This is a genomic window from Streptomyces sp. AMJ-169 (assembly GCF_055597585.1).
The window spans coordinates 904,284-921,555 of the sequence record NZ_JBVLTJ010000001.1 but is presented as its reverse complement, the minus strand read 5'-3'; the positions used below and the strand labels follow the sequence as shown (position 1 = coordinate 921,555).

Here is a 17,272-nt window from a genome sequence, read left to right as displayed (position 1 = left end):
GGCCCTCCCCGTGGTCGTCCGCGTGATCCTGACGTGGGACCACCGTAGACGGCACCACTGACAATGCCCGCTGACCTGCTACTTCGTCAGGTTCGTCAGTTCCTTGCCGGTGCCGCGGCGCAGCGCGTACCAGCCGGCGACCAGGGCCGCCGCGATCAGCGGGATCAGCAGCAGCGTCTTGCGGCCGACGTCGGGGTCGTTCCACATCATGCCGAGGCAGATCAGCAGGAAGGCGATCGTGGCGATCTCGGTGACCGGGGTGCCGGGGAGGCGGAAGCCGGGGCGTTCCAGCAGGCCCGCCTTGGCGCGGCGGACGAACACCAGGTGGCAGACCATGATGATCACCCAGGTGCTGATGATGCCGAGGGACGCGATGTTGAGGACGATCTCGAAGGCCTGCGCGGGGACGAGGAAGTTGAGGCCGACGCCGAGGACGCAGACCGCGCAGGTCAGCAGGATGCCGCCGTAGGGGACCTGGCTGCGGTTCATGCGGGCGGTGAACTTGGGGGCCGAGCCCGCCATGGCCATGGAGCGCAGGATGCGGCCGGTCGAGTAGAGGCCCGAGTTGAGGGACGACATCGCCGCCGTGAGGACCACGAGGTTCATCACGTCGCCCGCGCCGGAGATGCCGATCTTCGACAGGACCGTCACGAAGGGGCTCTCGTCCGCCGAGTACGCCGACCCGGGCAGCAGCAGCGCGAGCAGGACCACGGACCCGACGTAGAACAGCCCCACGCGCCACATGATCGAGTTCACCGCGCGGGGTACGACCTTCTCCGGCTCCGCCGTCTCGCCCGCGGCGACACCGACGAGTTCGAGGGCGGCGTACGCGAAGATCACGCCCTGCATGACGAGGACGACAGGCATGAGCCCGTGCGGGAAGACGCCCCCGTTGTCGGTGACGACGTGCAGCCCCGGGGTCTCGCCGCCGACCTTGTGCTGGGTGGCGAGCAGAAAGATGCCGACGCACATGAAGGCGACCAGGGTGGCCACCTTGACGATCGCGAACCAGAACTCCATCTCGCCGAAGATCTTCACGGAGATGAGGTTGATGGCGAGGACGACGGCCAGCGCGATGAGGGCGAGCACCCACTGGGGGACGCTCGTGAACGCGCTCCAGTAGTGCGTGTAGAGCGCGATCGCGGTGATGTCGGCGATCCCGGTGGTCGACCAGTTCAGGAAGTACATCCAGCCGGCGACGTACGCCCCCTTCTCCCCGAGGAACTCCCGCGCGTACGACACGAAGGACCCGGAGGAGGGCCGGTACAGGACCAGCTCGCCGAGCGCCCGGACGACGAAGAAGGCGAAGACTCCGCAGACCAGGTAGGCCAGCGCGAGCGCGGGTCCGGCGTTGTGCAGGCGCCCTCCCGCGCCCAGGAAGAGGCCGGTGCCGATGGCTCCGCCGATCGCGATCATGTTGACGTGGCGGTGCTTGAGGCCCTTGCTGTAGCCGGCGTCGCCCGCGTCCGCGGGTGCCTGGGCCGCGGCGCCGGTCTCAGCCGTCTGCACGGCGTCCTTGCTCACGGGTGGTACCACTCTCTGGTGCGCCCGGGGCAGCACGTGCCCCGGGTGTCCGTACGTTCCCGGCCTGCGGCTTCGGATGAAGGCCCAGACCAAACAGGCAGCTTCCCAGAGAGCGGACGATCACACGGTGGCCCAGGTCACAGAGCGGCACTTCTCACATGCCGGACGGGCCACCGGTGAACGTCTCCCCCCGTTCCGCCTTGTCGACGAGCAGCGCCGGCGGCGTGAACCGCTCTCCATAGGTCGCGGCGAGCACCCGCGCGCGGGTGACGAACCCGGGCAGGCCCCCCTCGTAGCCGTTGATGTACTGGAGGACGCCTCCGGTCCACCCGGGGAAGCCGATCCCGAAGAGCGAGCCGATGTTGGCGTCGGCGACGGACGTGAGGACGCCCTCCTCCAGGAGCTTCACCGTGTCGAGGGCCTCGGCGAAGAGCATGCGTTCCTGCATGTCCCGGAAGGGGATCTCGGTGCCCGCGCGCGTGAAGTGCTCGCGCAGCCCGGGCCACAGCAGCGCGCGCCTGCCGTCCTGGTAGTCGTAGAAGCCCGCGCCCCCGCTGCGGCCGGTGCGGCCGAACTCGTCGACCATGCGGTCGATGACGGCCTCGGCGGGGTGGACGTCCCAGGTGCCGCCCGCCTCCTCGACGGCCCGCCGGGACTCCGCGCGGATCTTGCGCGGGAGGGTGAGGGTCAGTTCGTCCATGAGGGAGAGCACCTTGGCGGGGTAGCCCGCCTGGGCCGCCGCCTGTTCGACCGAGGCGGGCTCGATGCCCTCGCCGACCATGGCGACGCCTTCGTCGAGGAAGCGCCCGATCACCCGGGAGGTGAAGAAGCCGCGCGAGTCGTTGACGACGATCGGCGTCTTCCTGATCTGCCGGACGAGGTCGAAGGCGCGCGCCAGGGTCTCGTCGCCGGTCCGCCCGCCCTTGATGATCTCGACGAGGGGCATCTTGTCGACCGGTGAGAAGAAGTGCAGCCCGATGAAGTCCCGCTGCCGTTCGACGCCTTCGGCGAGGGCGGTGATGGGCAGCGTGGAGGTGTTGGAGCACAGCAGCGCGTCGGGGTCGACGACGTGCTGGATCTCCTGGAACACCTTGTGCTTGAGGCCGGCGTCCTCGAAGACGGCCTCGATGACGGCGTCGCACCCGGCGAGGTCGGCGGGGTCGGCGGTGGGGGTGATGCGGGCCAGCAGGGCGTCGGCCTTCTCCTGGCTGCTGCGGCCCTTGGCGACGGCCTTGGCGCACAGCTTCTCGGAGTAGGCCTTGCCCTTGCGGGCGGCTTCGGCGGAGACGTCCTTGAGGATGACGTCGATGCCCGCCCGCGCGCACGCGTAGGCGATGCCGGCGCCCATCATGCCGGCGCCGAGGACGGCGGCCTTGCGGACCTGACGGGGGGCGGGTCCCTTGGGGCGGCTGGCGCCGGAGTTGACGGCCTGGAGGTCGAAGAAGAACGCCTGGATCATGTTCTTCGAGGTCTGCCCGGCGGCGAGTTCGGCGAAGTGGCGGGCCTCGATGAGCTGGGCGGTCTCGAAGTCGACCTGGGCGCCCTCGACGGCGGCGGCGAGGATGCGGCGCGGCGCCGGGTAGGGGGCGTTCGCGGTCTGCTTGCGCAGGGTGGCGGGGAAGGCGGGGAGGTTGGCGGCGAACTTGGGGCTGGCCGGGGTGCCGCCGGGGATGCGGTAGCCAGGCCTGTCCCAGGGCTGCTGGGAGACGGGGTGGGCGTCGATGAACGCGCGGGCCTTGGCGAGGAGTTCGTCCCGGCTGCCCGCGATGTCGTCCACGAGGCCGTTCTGGAGGGCCCTGGGGGCGTTGTACTGCGTGCCCTGGAGGAGGACCTTCAGGAGGGCGTCGGTGATGCCGAGGAGGCGTACGGTGCGCACGACGCCGCCGCCCCCGGGGAGCAGTCCGAGGGTGACCTCGGGGCAGCCGATCTTGGTGCCGGGGGTGTCCAGGGCGATGCGGTGGTGGCAGGCGAGGGCGAGTTCGTAGCCGCCGCCGAGGGCCGCGCCGTTGAGGGCGGCGACGACGGGCTTGCCCAGGGTCTCGATGCGCCGCAGGTGGCGCTTGATCTCCAGGCCGCCGTCGAAGAGCTCCTGAACGGTGTCGGGGGTGACGCGGATGAGGTCGCGCAGGTCGCCGCCGGCGAAGAAGGTCTTCTTGGCGGAGGTGAGGATGACGCCCTTGATGGTGTCCTTCTCGGCCTCCAGGCGGTCGGTGACGGCGGCGAGGGAGGTGCGGAAGGCGGCGTTCATGGTGTTCGCCGACTGGTCGGGGTCGTCGAGGACGAGGGTGACGACGCCGGTGCGGTCCTGTTCCCAGCGGATGGTGGTGGAGTTCATGGAGGGTGCCTTCTCGGTGATCCGTCGGGAGGGGGTCAGACGCGCTCGACGACGGTGGCGATGCCCATGCCGCCGCCCACGCACAGGGTCGCGAGGCCGTAGCGCTTGTCCTGGCGCTCCAGTTCGTCGACGAGGGTGCCGAGGATCATCGCGCCGGTCGCGCCCAGCGGGTGGCCGAGCGCGATGGCGCCGCCGTTGACGTTGACCTTGTCGAGGCTGAGGCCCATCTCGCCGACGAAGCGCAGGACGACCGCGGCGAACGCCTCGTTGATCTCGACGAGGTCGATGTCGTCGATGGTCAGCCCGGCCTTGGCGAGCGCCTTGCGGGAGGCGGGCGCGGGGCCGGTGAGCATGATGGTCGGCTCGGAGCCGGAGACGGCCGCGGAGACGATCCGCGCGCGCGGGGTGAGCCCGCCCCGCTCGCCCGCCTCCTTGGAGCCGATGGCGACGAGGGCGGCGCCGTCGACGATGCCGGAGGAGTTGCCCGCGTGGTGGACGTGGTCGATCTTCTCGACCCAGTGGTACGTCTGGAGGGCGACGGCGTCGAAGCCGCCGAGTTCGCCGATGTCGGCGAACGACGGCTTGAGGGCGGCCAGCGTGTCGGCGGTGGTGCCGGGGCGCGGGTGCTCGTCGTGGTCGAGGACGGTGAGCCCCGCGCGGTCGGTGACCGGGACGACCGCGCGGTCGAAGCGGCCCTCCTTCCAGGCGGTGGCGGCACGTTCCTGGGAGAGGGCGGCGTACTCGTCGACGTCGCGGCGGGTGAAGCCTTCGAGGGTGGCGATGAGGTCGGCGGAGACGCCCTGGGGGACGAAGCCGGCGGCCAGGTTGGTCAGCGGGTCGTTGAACCAGGCGCCGCCGTCGGAACCGAGCGGCACCCGGGACATGGACTCGACGCCGCCCGCGAGGATGAGGTCCTCCCAGCCGGAACGGACCCGGGCGGCGGCCGAGTTGACGGCTTCGAGCCCGGAGGCGCAGAAGCGGTTGGTCTGGACGCCGGCGACGGTGTGCGGGAGGCCCGCGGCGAGGGCGGCGATGCGTGCGATGTCGGAGCCCTGGTCGCCGTGCGGGCTGACGACGCCCAGGACGATGTCGTCGATGGCGGCCGGGTCGAGTCCTGGCAGGCGTTCCTGGAGGGCGTGCAGAAGGCCGGTGACCAGGTCGATGGGTTTCGTCCCGTGCAGGGCTCCGTTCGCCTTGCCGCGTCCGCGCGGGGTGCGGATCGCGTCGTACACGTACGCTTCGGTGCTCACTCGTCTGGCCTTTCGGGTGTGGTGGGGCGGGGCGGGGGCTGGCGGCCGGTCACGGCTCCAGCTCCGGTATGCCCCAGTCGCGCGCCACGTCGGCGGTGTCGGCGCCGGGCTGTGCGGGGGCGGTGCGGATCGTCGTGGGGGTGGCGGAGAAGCGGGGCGCGGGGGCGGGCTGGGTGATGCCGCCGTGGTCGGTGAAGGTGCCGCGCGCGGCGAGGTGCGGGTGGTGCGGGGCCTCGGTCAGGGAGAGCACGGGGGCGACGCAGGCGTCGGAGCCCTCGAAGACGGCCGTCCACTCGTCCCTGCTGCGGGTCTTGAAGCGGGCGGTGAGTGCCTCGCGCAGCTGGGGCCAGCGGGTGGGGTCCTTGCGGGCGTCGGCGAAGCCGGGGACGCCGAGGAGGGTGAGGAACTCGGCGTAGAACCGCGGTTCCAGGGCTCCTACGGCCATGTAGCCGCCGTCGGCGGTCTCGTAGGTGCCGTAGTAGGGGCAGCCGCCGTCGAGGAGGTTGGCGGCGCGGCGGTCCTGCCAGCCGCCGGCGGCGAGCGTGCCGTGCAGCAGCGCGGAGAGGTGGGCGGTGCCGTCGACGATGGCGGCGTCGACGACCTGGCCGGTGCCGGTCGCGCAGGCGTGGTGCAGGGCGGCGAGGACGCCGGTGACGAGGTAGAGGGCGCCGCCCGCGTAGTCCCCGAGGAGGTTGGCGGGGGCGGGCGGGGGCCGGTCGGGGCTGCCGATGAGGCCGAGGGCGCCGGTGAGGGCGATGTAGGCGATGTCGTGGCCCGCGCGGTGGGCGAGGGGGCCTTCCTGGCCCCAGCCGGTCATCCGGCCGTAGACGAGGCGGGGGTTGCGGGCGTGGCAGTCGGCCGGGCCGACGCCGAGGCGTTCGGCGACGCCGGGGCGCAGCCCTTCGAGGAGGATGTCGGCGCGGGCGGCGAGAGCGAGGACCCGCGCGGGTCCTCCGTCCGATTTGAGGTCGACGACGACGGAGCGTTTGTTGCGGTTGGTGACGTCGTAGGCGGGGTCGACGCCGGGGAAGGAGGCGCGGGCGGGGCGGTCGACGCGGACGACGTCGGCGCCGAGGTCGGCCAGGAGCATCGCGGCGAACGGGGCGGGGCCGATGCCGGCCAGTTCGACGGCGCGCACCCCGGCGAGCGGGCCCTGCTGTGGCGGCGTCGTCGTCATCCGGCCCCCTCGCTGTCGTCTGCGCCGATGCTAGGAACGTGTTCCACCGGGCACAAGAGCAAGCGCTTGGATAGGCCTCAGGGTGCCTGCTTGTGCCTGATGACCTCCACGCTAGCCTCGGCCACTGACAGTGGCGCGTGCCGCACGGCAGAGGGGTGTCATGAGCAGGCTGAAAAAGGCGGATCGTCCGTATGACGTCGTGCTGTTCGGGGCCACGGGCTTCGCCGGTGAGCTGACCGCGCGCCACCTCGCCGCGCATGCTCCCGAGGAGCTGCGCTGGGCCGTCGCCGGACGGAGCGGGGCGAAGCTGGAGCGGCTGCGCGCATCACTGCCGGGCGGCGAGCGCGTGGGCGTCCTGCGCGCGGATGTGGCCGATACCGCCTCCCTGCGCGAACTGGCCGCGCAGGCGCGCGTGGTGGCCACGACCGTCGGCCCCTACGCGCTGTACGGCGACGACCTGGTGGCCGCGTGCGCGGACAGCGGCGCGGACTACCTGGACCTGGCGGGGGAACCGGAGTTCGTCGACCTCACGTACGTGCGGCACGACGCCCGCGCGCGGGAGACCGGCGCGCGCCTGGTGCACGCGTGCGGTTTCGACTCCGTGCCGCACGACCTGGGGGCGTACTTCACGGTGGGCCTGCTGCCCCAGGACGTGCCGCTGACGGTGGACGCGTACGTCACGGCGGACGCGGCGTTCTCGGGCGGCACCCTGGCGTCCGCGCTGAACCAGCTCGCCCGGGGCCGGCAGATGGCCGCCGCCGCCCGGGACCGGCGCCGGCACGAACCGCGCCTGGTGGGCCGCCGGGCCACCGCCCCGCTCGGCGCCCCGCGCTTCGCCCCCGAGGTCGGCGCCTGGGCCCTGCCGCTGCCGACGCTCGACCCCCAGGTCGTACGCCGCTCGGCGAAGGCCCTGCGCCGCTACGGCCCCGACTTCCGCTACCGCCACTACGCGGCCGTACGGCGGCTGCCGGTCGCCGTCGGCGGTGTGGTGGGCGCGGGCGCGCTGCTCGCGGCGGCGCAGGTGCCGGCCGCCCGGCGCTGGCTGTCGGGCCGCCTGGAGCCCGGTCAGGGGCCTGGCGCGGAGAAGCGGGCCCGCAGCTGGTTCTCGGTCCGGTTCGTCGGCCAGGGCGGCGGCAGGCGGGTCTTCACGGAGGTCTCGGGCGGCGACCCCGGGTACGGCGAGACGGCGAAGATGTTCGCCGAGAGCGCGATGTGCCTGGCCCTCGACGCCCTTCCGCCGACCTGCGGCCAGGTCACGACGGCGGTCGCCATGGGCGACGCGCTGACCCGGCGGCTCCAGGAGGCGGGCATCCGCTTCCGGGTGGCGGCGAAGGACTAGGTCCTGTCCGGCTGTCGGGGGCCTAGCTCTGCCATTCGGCGAGGGTCCAGATCATGCCGGCGGTCCAGGCGAGTCCGGCCAGCACGGCGAGGACCAGGACGGCGCTGACCGCGCGTTCGGCCGGGCGGTCGGGGCCGGGGCCGGTCTGGTGCTTCGGGGCGCGGTGCGTCGGGGCTCGGTGGGTCGTCATGCGCCCCAGGCTGCCGGGACGGGCGGGGGCCCGCCATCCGTACAACTACTCAGGAGGGGTACTCAGTTCCCGCCCTGAGCTGAGGTTTTCCGCCGCTGCTGGGCTGGCGTTCCCTGGGCCGGCGTTCCTTAGGCCGGCGCTCCTGGGGCCGTGGCTTCCGCGAGGGCGCGGCGGCACAGGGCGTCCGCGCGGCGGGTGGTCTCCGGGAGGCGGTACTCAGGGGTGAGCGCCAGGGTGTGCGCGCACGCGTTGTCCAGGCTCACCCGGTGGCCCACGGAGACGAAGACGGGCTTCACGCCCGCGCGGGTGCGCAGGGCCCGGCCGACCTCCTCGGTGCCGGCGAGCAGCGGCGCGAACGCCCCGCGCGCGGGCGCGGGTTCGTCGTGGGTGAAGGTGAAGGGGTTCTTGGCGACGCCGATCGCGGGCAGCCCGGTGAGGACCCCGAGGTGGGCGGCGAGACCGAAGCGGCGGGGGTGGGCGAGGCCGTACCCGTCGCACACGACCAGGCCAGGAGCGACCGGCAGCGCCTCCAGGGCGGCGAGGACGGCGGGCAGTTCACGGAAGGCGAGCAACCCGGGGACGTACGGGAAGGAGACCGGGCCGACGGCGGTGGCCTCGGCGACGACGTCCAGGGTGGCCGCGTCCAGGACGACGGCCGCCGCGGCGACGACGTCGCGTTCGTCGTCGTAGGCGACGTCGACCCCGGTCACCCGGCCGGTGCCGGGCGGCGGGCCGGGTTCGTCGAGCACTACGCGCGCGCGTAGTGCGTCCTGGACCGCGCGGGCCTCGTCCTCGGTCGCGGGCCAGCCCGCGGGTGTGCGTACGGTCGTCATGGTGGGACGAGCCTACGAGACGGCGCCCGCCCGTCGGTCGCGCACGCCCCTGCTGTGCTCCCGTACGCGGGAGGGGACCGGGTGACGGTACGCGCGCGTACCGCGCCGAAGAGCCACCGGTCCGCTTCCGCACCACCCCCGCGGTGACCGAGGTCACTCCTTTTGGGTGTGCACGGATTCCCGGGTTCGTGCGTCTCATCAAGTGTCGACCCCGTCCGAACGGAAAGTTCGTCGAGCAGTCACAAGGGAGCAAGGCGATGTCCACCGTCATCGATCAGCCCGTAGAGGCCCGCTTGGTCGCCGCCGCGCCTCGGATGCCGAGCATCCCCGCCACGCTGCACTACGACCGCGCCGATCCGTTCGCCGTGCGCATGACGTTCCCGGCGCCGGCGACCCTGGAGGGCGTCGAGGTGTGCTGGACCTTCGCGCGGGAGCTGCTCTCCGCCGGGCTGCACCGCGCGGAGGGGCACGGGGACGTGCGGGTGCGGCCGTACGGGTACGACCGCACGGTGCTGGAGTTCCACGCCCCCGAGGGGACGGCCGTCGTCCATGTGCGCTCGGCCGACGTGCGGCGGTTCCTTGAGGCGACGGGCGAGCTGGTGCCGGTCGGTCTGGAACACCTTCAGCTGGACCTCGACCGCGACCTGGCCGAGCTGATGCGCGACGTGCTCTGACCTGCGGTTTCACCCCTCGCGGTTAATCCCTTTGACGGCGCGCCGGGAGCCCTCCTACCGTGGAAGGGCTTCTGCTGCCGTCGATTGGAGAAGGACGTTGCTCGTCTGAGGTCCGGAAGACACCGCGTCACACAGATCCCCCCTTGTGCTGTGTGCGCTGGTCCGACCTCGGCATGCGAGCCGTCCCTTACAGGCGATCCGAGCCGGCCTTGCGGTGTCTCCCACGCGTCCGTCCCTTGACCGCACGCGCACACCGCGAGGCCCTGATGCATCCATCGATCACTGTCACCGACCTCTCCTTCTCCTGGCCCGACGGCTCCCCCGTCTTCGAGGGCCTGGACATCGCCTTCGGCGCGGGCCGCACCGGCCTCGTCGGGGTCAACGGCTCCGGGAAGTCGACCCTGTTGAAGCTCATCGCCGGTGACCTCACCCCCGCCGAGGGCGCCGTACGCGTCACCGGCGAGGTCGGCCACCTCCCGCAGCACGTCACCCTGGACACCGCCCTGCGCGTGGACGAAGCCCTCGGCATCGCGCGCAAGCGGGCCGCGCTGCACGCCATCGAGGCCGGTGACGTCCGCGCGGCCCGCTTCGAGGCGCTCGGCGACGACTGGGACGTCGAGGAGCGCGCCCTGGCCGCCCTCGGCGAACTCGGCCTCGGCCACCTCGGTCTGGACCGCACCGTGGGCGACGTCTCGGGCGGCGAGTCCGTCCTGCTGCGGCTCGCCGCGCTGCTGCTGCGCCGCCCCGACGTCCTGCTCCTGGACGAGCCGACCAACAACCTCGACCTGCACGCGCGCAGGCGCCTGTACGCGGCCGTCACGGCCTGGCCGGGCGTCCTGGTCATCGTCAGCCACGACCGTGAACTCCTCGACCTGGTCGACCAGATCGCCGATCTGCGCGCCGGGGAGGTCACCTGGTACGGCGGCAACTTCAGCGCCTACGAGGAGGCCCTGGCCGTCGAACAGGAGGCCGCCGAGCGCGTCGTGCGCGTCGCCGAGGCGGATGTGCGCCGGCAGAGACGTGAACTGACCGACGCCCAGGTCAAGTTGGCCAAGCGCAAGAAGTACGGGCAGAAGATGCAGGAGCAGAAGCGCGAGCCGAAGATCGTCATGGGGGCGCGCAAGCGGGCCGCCCAGGAGTCCGCGGGCAAGCACCGCATCCTGCACGAGGAGCGGCTCGCGGGCGCCAGGGAACGGCTCGACGAGGCCCTGGAGGCCGTGCGGGACGACGACGAGATCCGCGTCGACCTGCCGTACACGGCCGTCCCCGCCGGGCGGAGCGTGCTGACGCTGCTGGACGTGCGGCTGGCGCACGGCGCGGGCGCGCCCCTGGGCCTCGAACTGCGCGGCCCCGAGCGGGTGGCGCTGGTCGGGCGCAACGGGGCCGGGAAGACGACGCTGCTGCGCACGCTCGCCGGGGAGCTGGCGCCGGCGGCGGGCGAGGCGCGCACGCACGTGCCGACGCGGTTCCTGCCGCAGCGCCTCGACGTCCTGGACGACGGGCTGAGCGTGGCCGAGAACGTGGCCAGGTTCGCGCCTGAGGCCACGAACAACCGCGTCCGGGCCAGACTGGCCCGGTTCCTCTTCCGGGGCGCCAGAGCGGACCAGAAGGCCGCGACGCTCTCCGGCGGCGAACGCTTCCGCGCCGCGCTGGCCGCGCTGATGCTCGCCGAGCCCGCCCCGCAGCTGCTGCTCCTGGACGAGCCGACCAACAGCCTCGACCTGGCGAGCGTGCGCCAGCTGACGACGGCCCTGGAGTCGTACGAGGGCGCGCTGGTCGTCGCCAGTCACGATCTGCCGTTCCTGGAGTCGATCGGGGTGACCCGGTGGCTGGAGCTGGACGGCGGGCTGCGCGAGGGGCGGCCGGAGTGATCTGAGTCGCCCGTATCTCAGCTGGGCAACAGGCCTTTTGCCCCGGTGTCCGAGGGCTGCATGATGGCAGGCCGGTGCCCCGCCCGGGGCACCGGCCCGCGCCGCCGCCGATTCGGAGAACTGGACGTGCCCAGCAAGAAGGCCCTCATCCGCCGCCCCGGCCCGCGTCTCGCGGAAGGACTGGTCACCCACATCGAACGGTCGAAGGCCGACCTCTCGCTGGCCCGCGAGCAGTGGGACGCGTACGCCGCGGCGCTGGCGGAGCACGGCTGGGAGACCGTCGAGGTCGACCCGGCCGACGACTGCCCCGACGCGGTGTTCGTCGAGGACGCGGTCGTCATGTTCCGCAACGTCGCCCTGATAGCCCGCTCCGGCGCCCTCGCGCGGCGCGGCGAGTCCCTGGGCGTCGAGGAGGCGGTGGCCCGCCTGGGCTGCTCGGTGAACTGGATCTGGGAGCCGGGCACCCTGGACGGCGGCGACGTCCTCAAGGTGGGCGACACGGTCTACGTCGGCCGCGGCGGCCGGACCAACGCCGAGGGCGTACGGCAGCTGCGGGCCGCCTTCGAGCCCCTGGGCGCGCGCGTGGTGCCCGTCCCGGTCAGCCGGGTGCTCCATCTGAAGTCGGCCGTCACCGCGCTGCCCGACGGCACGGTCATCGGGTACATCCCCCACGTCGACCGGCCCTCCTTGTTCCCGCGTTTCCTGTCCGTCCCCGAGGAGTCCGGCTCCCATGTCGTCCTGCTCGGCGGCGACAAGCTGCTGATGGCGGCGAGCGCGCCGCAGAGCGCGGAGCTGCTGACCGGCCTCGGGTACGAGGTGGTGACCGTCGACATCAGCGAGTTCGAGAAACTGGAGGGGTGTGTGACCTGCCTCTCGGTACGCTTGCGCGAGCTGTACTCCTGACGGGTGAACGGTTCACCTCATCGGCCCCGGGACCTGGGCGTTCCGGGGCCGTGCGCTATCCAGGGGAACCCCGGTTCAAACCCGCTGATCAGGGATCTTTACAACGGCCTTAACCTACGGTCTCGTAACCTACGGATTCGTAGCCTACGATCCCGTAGGTTCCGGCACCGCTCGCCGGACCGTTCGGCTCCTCCGCTCTCGTCCCCCTGGAGTTCTCGTGACGATCACCGCCCCGCACCTCGGCAGCTCCGCCGGCTGGACCGACGCCCGGCTGCTGTACGCGCTGGAGGAAGTGGTCGAGCAGGAGCTGAACCGGCACCTGAAGGTCACCAAGGACTGGATGCCGCACGAGTACGTCCCCTGGAGCGACGGCCGCAACTTCCCCGGCTTCTTCGAGGACGGCGAGGCCTGGGACAAGGAGCAGTCCAAGGTCACCGAGATCGGCCGGATCGCCCTGGTCGTCAACCTCCTCACCGAGGACAACCTCCCGAGCTACCACCACGAGATCGCCACCCTCTTCGGCCGCGAGGGCGCCTGGGGCACCTGGGTGCACCGCTGGACGGCGGAGGAGGGGCGGCACGGCATCGTCATGCGGGACTACCTGCTGGCCTCCCGCGCGGTCGACCCGGACAAGCTGGAGCAGTTCCGGATGTCCCACATGAGCGAGGGCTTCGAGTCGGACAACCGGCACTCGATGCTGCACTCCATCGCCTATGTCGCCTTCCAGGAGCTCGCCACGCGCATCTCGCACCGCAACACCGGGCACCAGTCGGGCGACCCGGTCTGCGACCGCATGCTCGCGCGGATCGCGACCGACGAGAACCTCCACATGGTCTTCTACCGCAACCTCCTGAAGGCCGCGTTCGACCTCGCCCCCGACCTCACGATGCAGGCCGTGCGCGATGTCGTCGTCAACTTCCGCATGCCCGGCCACGGCATGCCCGGCTTCGAGCGGGCCGCCGCGCAGATGGCCATCGGCGAGGTCTACAACCTGCGCATCCACCACGACGACGTGCTCCAGCCCGTCCTGCGCTTCCTGAAGGTCATGGAGATCGGCGGCCTCGGCCCCGAAGGGCTCCAGGCCCAGGAGGAACTCGGCCTCTACATGGGCGGCCTGGACGCGGAGGCCCTGAAGTTCGACGAGAAGCTGGCGGCGCGCAAGGCGCGGATGGCGGCGCGCGGCAAGTAGCGCGGGGAGGGCGCCTACGCGCAGCTGACGGCGTCCAGGGGACGGCCCTGCCGGAGCTGGAGGCGCTCCTTCTCGGAGAGCCCGCCCCAGACGCCGAAGCGTTCGTCATGGGTGAGCGCGTGGTCGAGGCAGGTCCGGCGGATCGGGCACAGCCCGCAGATCCGCTTCGCGTCGCGTACCGAGCTGCCCGGCTCGGGAAAGAAGAAGTCCGCCCCGGTCTGCGCGCACAGCGCCTCCTGCTGCCAGGAGAGATCGGGCGTCATCGTGTCCGTGTCCATGACCGGAAGCCTGCCGCCCGGCGAAAAACGTTCGATCAACGAGACATCAACACGCCGCTCCGGGCAGGGGGTTGGCGGCTCGATGATGCCGGGGGAAGCGGGGCCGGGGCACGGCGGCGCGCGGGGCGGGGCGAATTTTCCGGGGTACGACGAGCCCGCCCCCCAGCCCGCCGGGCCGCGTCCGCCGGCCTACGCGCCGCCCCGCCCGAGCCCGCCCTGTTCCGCGCCGATACCCCTCTGACCTGCACCGACCCCCGAGCGACGGGCGATTGTCAGTGGGCGGTGCAAGACTCGGCTGTACGTCGGATCCGGGACGTTCCGCTTCGCGAGGAGGGTGACCATGCTGACGACGGATTTCGTGGACGGTGCTCCGAACTGGCTGGATCTCGGGACGCCGGACATCGAGGGGGCCGTGGAGTTCTACCGCGCCCTCTTCGGCTGGGAGTGGGTCTCGGCGGGCCCGGAGGCCGGGGGGTACGGGTTCTTCCAGCTGGCCGGGAAGACGGTGGGGGCCGGGGTGCAGACCGCTCCGGAGCAGGGGCCGCCGGCCTGGACGCTGTACTTCCGGAGCAGCGACGCGCGGGCCACGGCGGAGGCGGCGAAGCAGGCGCACGGGCAGGTGCGGATGCCCCCGACGGAGGTGATGGGGCAGGGCACGGTGGCGATCCTGTCCGACGCGGCGGGCGTCCCCTTCGGCCTCTGGCAGCCCGCCCTCACCCGGGGCCTCGACCTGGTGACGGAACCGGGCTCGCTGTGCTGGACCGAGCTGTACACCCCGGACATCGCGGCGGCGGCCTTCTACGGCTCCGTCCTCGGCTTCGAGACCTCCGCCGTCCAGATGGCCGGCGGCTCCTACACCTGCGTCAACGCCCCGGGCGCGAGCGAGACCGCGATGTTCGGCGGCCTCGTGCCGCTGTCCGACGCCCCGGACGAGGACACGCCGTACTGGCTCCCGTACTTCGAGGTCACCGACCCGGACGCGGTGGTCGCGACCGCGCTCGAGAAGGGCGGCGAGGTCCGGCTGGAGCCCATGGACATCCCCGAGGTGGGCCGCATGGCCAAGCTGACCGACCCCTGCGGCGCCCGCTTCGCCGTGATCAAGGGCGCGGAGAGGGAGGGCTGAACCACGCGGAACAGCACGCGGGACAGCACGCGGAACGGCGCACAGGGCTTCACGCGGAACGCCGCACGGAACCTCCCGTACGGCAACCGGTCCTCACGCGGACGCGCGCCGCACCAGCGTCGTAGGGAACACCACACTCGACAGCGGCCCCTCGCCCACCCCGCCCGCCCGGTCCAGGCGGCGCAGCAGGAGGCGGGCCATCAGGCGGCCCATCTCCTCGATGTCCTGGCGGACGGTCGTCAGGGGCGGGTCGGTCTGTTCCGGTACGGGGAGCATGTCGTCGAAGCCGACGACCGCGACGTCCTCGGGCACCCGCCGCCCGCTCGCGCGCAGCACCCGCAGCGCCCCCGAGGCAGTGAGGTCGTTCGCGGCGAAGACGGCGTCCAAGTCCGGTCGGCGCAGCAGGAGTTCCCGCATCGCCCGCTCCCCTCCGGCCGCCGTGAAGTCCCCCTCGGCGACCAGCCCCGGATCGCCGCCGGGCAGGACGTCCCGGTACCCGTCGAGCCGGTCGGCGGCGGAGGTCTGGTCGAGGGCCCCGGTGATGTGCGCGACGCGCCGCCGCCCAAGGCCGACGAGATGCCGTACGGCGTCCCGGGCACCGCCCCGGTTGTCGCTGTCGACGTACAGCGGGGCATCGGCCCGGCCGCCGAAGCCGCCCCCACCGCCCGAGCCACCCCGCCCGCTCCCGTCGCCCGAGCCGCCCCCCTCAGCCCCGCCGCCGCTCCCGTCGCCCGAGCCACCCCCCTCAGCCCCGCCGCCGCTCCCGTCGCCCGAGCCACCCCCTTCAGCCCCGCTCCCATCGCCCCCGTCCCCCCACCCGGGCCGCCCCCCAAAGACCGTCGGCAGACCGACCCCCCTGATAAGCCCCGGCAGCGGATCGTCGAGGTGCAGGGAGAACACCAGCGCCCCGTCGACATGCCCGCCGGCGAGATAGCGGGCCACCCGCGCGTGGTCGCCCCTGCCCTCGGTGAGCAGCAGGACGAGCTGATTGTCGTGGGCGGTCAACTCCTTGCTGATGCCGCGCAGTTGGAGCCCGAAGAAGGGGTCGGCGAACACCTTCGTCTCGGGTTCGGCGATGACCACGGCGACGGCGTCGTGCCGCCGGGTGACGAGGCTGCGGGCGGCCTGGTTGGGGACGTACCCGAGTTCCTCGACGGCCCGCCGCACCCGGCGTACGAGGGGTTCGCGCACCCCGTCCGCGCCGTTCACGACCCGGGACACGGTCGCCCGCGAGACCCCCGCCCGCGCGGCCACGGCCTCCAGCGTGGGACGCGGCGCGCTGTCGGTCACATCGGCTCCTCGGGGCGGTCTGCCGCTCAGGATAGCCACCCCGGCCGGCCGACCCGCCCGTCCAGTCGGCCCGCGAAGAAACCCCGCCCGCCCCGCCCGCCCCGCCCGGCCCGCCGGCTCGCGAAGAAACCCCGCCGCCCGAGCCGCCCACCGGACTCAGTGCGCGTGCCCTCCCCCGTGCCCGCCCTCGTACCCCGGAATCGTCCCGTCCTCCTTCCGCACCAGGAACAGCCCCGCCATCCCCATGTCCGCGTGGCTCTGGACGTGGCAGTGGTACATCCACGCCCCGGCGCCGACCCCCTCCCCCGCGACGACCTGGAAGCCGAAGGAGTCGGCGGGGCCCACGATCTTGGTGTCGACGACGCGGGTCGGGTCGTCGGGGCCGGTGAGGAGGCCGGTGCGGTTGTCGGCCCAGCGATGACCGTGCAGATGGAAGGTGTGGTAGTACTCGCCGTGCGTGATCATGACGAACTCGACCCGGTCGCCGACGGTCGCCTCGAAGTCGGGCCCCGAGTGCGGCGGCTGATTGTTGATCAGCATGTCGTTGAAGACGATGGTGTGGGTCGCGTCGGGCAGGACGTCGCCCTTGCGGCGGACGATCAGCGGTCCGTAGAGGCCCTTGCGGATGCCGCCGGTGCCGTGCTCGGTGCCGACCACGTGGTCGTGGTAGTGCCAGTAACCGGCGCTGCCTGAGCGCCAGGTGCCGTCCGCGCGGCGGGTGGGTATGTGGGTGCGCCAGGTGTAGGTGCGGGTGGCGCCGGGCTCGACCTGGCTGCGGTTCATCCGCGTGCCGTCGCTGGAGATCTCGAAGTCGACGCCGTGGACGTGGAGGCTGACGGCGACGTCGAGGGTGTTCTCCAGCTCGATGTGGAGGGTGTCGCCCTCGGTCAGCTCGATGAGCGGGCCGGGCACGGACGCCTCGCCCTTCGCGAGGCCGTAGCCGAGCCGGCCGTCGGGCAGTCTCTCGGCGTACAGCTTGAGATGTCTGACCTGGCCGCCGGGCGGGGCGAGGCGGGCCGTGACGGCGGCGCTGGGGACGGCCGGGGCCAGGGTGAGCGAGGTCGCGGCAGCCGCGCCGCCGAGCAGTGTCCGCCGGTTGAAGCCACGCCCGTCCATGCCGAACCCCCCACTTTGACAAGGTTTCTGACGGTTCTTTACCTGTGCCGAGCCTGTGGCACGGTAGCGGCCCGGCGGCAGTTCGTCCACGTTCAGGACAAAGTTCGCCCGATCCTGACCGTACGCCTTGGCCCACGGCGCAAAGCCGTCTAGCTTCCTTGGCGCTGTCTGTGACCGAGG

The 17,272-nt window shown here is 72.5% G+C and carries 15 protein-coding genes; 6 read left to right on the top strand and 9 right to left on the bottom strand.

The features are described 5' to 3' along the window. Window positions 1–78 precede the first annotated feature (78 nt). From ACYUD3_RS03785 to ACYUD3_RS03770, 4 genes are all read right to left on the bottom strand, one after another. Window positions 79–1,524, bottom strand: coding sequence for an amino acid permease (locus ACYUD3_RS03785; protein ID WP_470963404.1), 1,446 nt, complete (start codon window positions 1,522–1,524; stop codon window positions 79–81). Window positions 1,525–1,678: 154 nt separating this feature from the next. Continuing rightward, complete coding sequence (locus ACYUD3_RS03780; RefSeq protein WP_470963400.1) at window positions 1,679–3,859, bottom strand: 3-hydroxyacyl-CoA dehydrogenase NAD-binding domain-containing protein; 2,181 nt, start codon at window positions 3,857–3,859, stop codon at window positions 1,679–1,681. Between the two features lie 35 nt (window positions 3,860–3,894). Beyond that, window positions 3,895–5,109 (bottom strand): acetyl-CoA C-acetyltransferase, encoded by a 1,215-nt coding sequence (locus tag ACYUD3_RS03775; RefSeq protein ID WP_470963398.1) that lies wholly within the window; start codon window positions 5,107–5,109, stop codon window positions 3,895–3,897. A 49-nt stretch (window positions 5,110–5,158) separates the two neighbouring features. Next, entirely contained in the window at window positions 5,159–6,286 is a 1,128-nt protein-coding gene (locus ACYUD3_RS03770; protein WP_470963395.1) for a CaiB/BaiF CoA transferase family protein, read from the bottom strand. Window positions 6,287–6,446: 160 nt separating this feature from the next. On the opposite strand from ACYUD3_RS03770, the gene ACYUD3_RS03765 reads away from it, so the two are divergent. Further along, window positions 6,447–7,625 carry a saccharopine dehydrogenase family protein gene (locus ACYUD3_RS03765; RefSeq protein WP_470963392.1) on the top strand — a complete coding sequence of 393 codons (1,179 nt, stop codon included), beginning with the start codon at window positions 6,447–6,449 and terminating at the stop codon, window positions 7,623–7,625. A gap of 22 nt (window positions 7,626–7,647) precedes the next feature. Here ACYUD3_RS03765 and mmpA read toward each other — a convergent pair whose 3' ends face one another. Both mmpA and ACYUD3_RS03755 read right to left on the bottom strand, forming a co-directional pair. Then, a complete protein-coding gene (gene mmpA, locus ACYUD3_RS03760; protein ID WP_470963390.1) occupies window positions 7,648–7,815 on the bottom strand; it encodes a morphogenic membrane protein MmpA in 168 nt (55 codons plus the stop codon). A 128-nt stretch (window positions 7,816–7,943) separates the two neighbouring features. Continuing rightward, window positions 7,944–8,648 (bottom strand): endonuclease V, encoded by a 705-nt coding sequence (locus ACYUD3_RS03755; protein WP_470963387.1) that lies wholly within the window; start codon window positions 8,646–8,648, stop codon window positions 7,944–7,946. A gap of 257 nt (window positions 8,649–8,905) precedes the next feature. On the opposite strand from ACYUD3_RS03755, the gene ssgD reads away from it, so the two are divergent. From ssgD to ACYUD3_RS03735, 4 genes are all read left to right on the top strand, one after another. After that, window positions 8,906–9,322, top strand: a complete 417-nt coding sequence (ssgD, locus tag ACYUD3_RS03750) for a spore wall synthesis regulator SsgD (RefSeq protein ID WP_470963384.1) — start codon at window positions 8,906–8,908, stop codon at window positions 9,320–9,322. Between the two features lie 266 nt (window positions 9,323–9,588). Further along, window positions 9,589–11,193, top strand: coding sequence for an ABC-F family ATP-binding cassette domain-containing protein (locus ACYUD3_RS03745; protein ID WP_470963381.1), 1,605 nt, complete (start codon window positions 9,589–9,591; stop codon window positions 11,191–11,193). Window positions 11,194–11,319: 126 nt separating this feature from the next. Then, window positions 11,320–12,096: a dimethylargininase gene (gene ddaH / locus ACYUD3_RS03740; RefSeq protein ID WP_470963378.1), complete on the top strand. Its 777-nt coding sequence runs from the start codon at window positions 11,320–11,322 to the stop codon at window positions 12,094–12,096. Window positions 12,097–12,313: 217 nt separating this feature from the next. Beyond that, window positions 12,314–13,285 carry an acyl-ACP desaturase gene (locus ACYUD3_RS03735; protein ID WP_470963375.1) on the top strand — a complete coding sequence of 324 codons (972 nt, stop codon included), beginning with the start codon at window positions 12,314–12,316 and terminating at the stop codon, window positions 13,283–13,285. Between the two features lie 14 nt (window positions 13,286–13,299). On the opposite strand, the gene ACYUD3_RS03730 is transcribed toward ACYUD3_RS03735, so the two are convergent. Then, on the bottom strand, window positions 13,300–13,563 hold the full coding sequence (locus ACYUD3_RS03730; RefSeq protein ID WP_470963372.1) for a WhiB family transcriptional regulator: 264 nt from the start codon (window positions 13,561–13,563) through the stop codon (window positions 13,300–13,302). A gap of 340 nt (window positions 13,564–13,903) precedes the next feature. Between ACYUD3_RS03730 and ACYUD3_RS03725 the strand changes: the two genes are divergently transcribed. Continuing rightward, entirely contained in the window at window positions 13,904–14,686 is a 783-nt protein-coding gene (locus ACYUD3_RS03725) for a VOC family protein (protein WP_470963369.1), read from the top strand. 93 nt (window positions 14,687–14,779) lie between these two features. Here ACYUD3_RS03725 and ACYUD3_RS03720 read toward each other — a convergent pair whose 3' ends face one another. Next, complete coding sequence (locus ACYUD3_RS03720; RefSeq protein WP_470963366.1) at window positions 14,780–15,976, bottom strand: LacI family DNA-binding transcriptional regulator; 1,197 nt, start codon at window positions 15,974–15,976, stop codon at window positions 14,780–14,782. Window positions 15,977–16,132: 156 nt separating this feature from the next. Further along, window positions 16,133–17,092, bottom strand: a complete 960-nt coding sequence (locus ACYUD3_RS03715; RefSeq protein ID WP_470963363.1) for a multicopper oxidase domain-containing protein — start codon at window positions 17,090–17,092, stop codon at window positions 16,133–16,135. Window positions 17,093–17,272 lie beyond the last annotated feature (180 nt).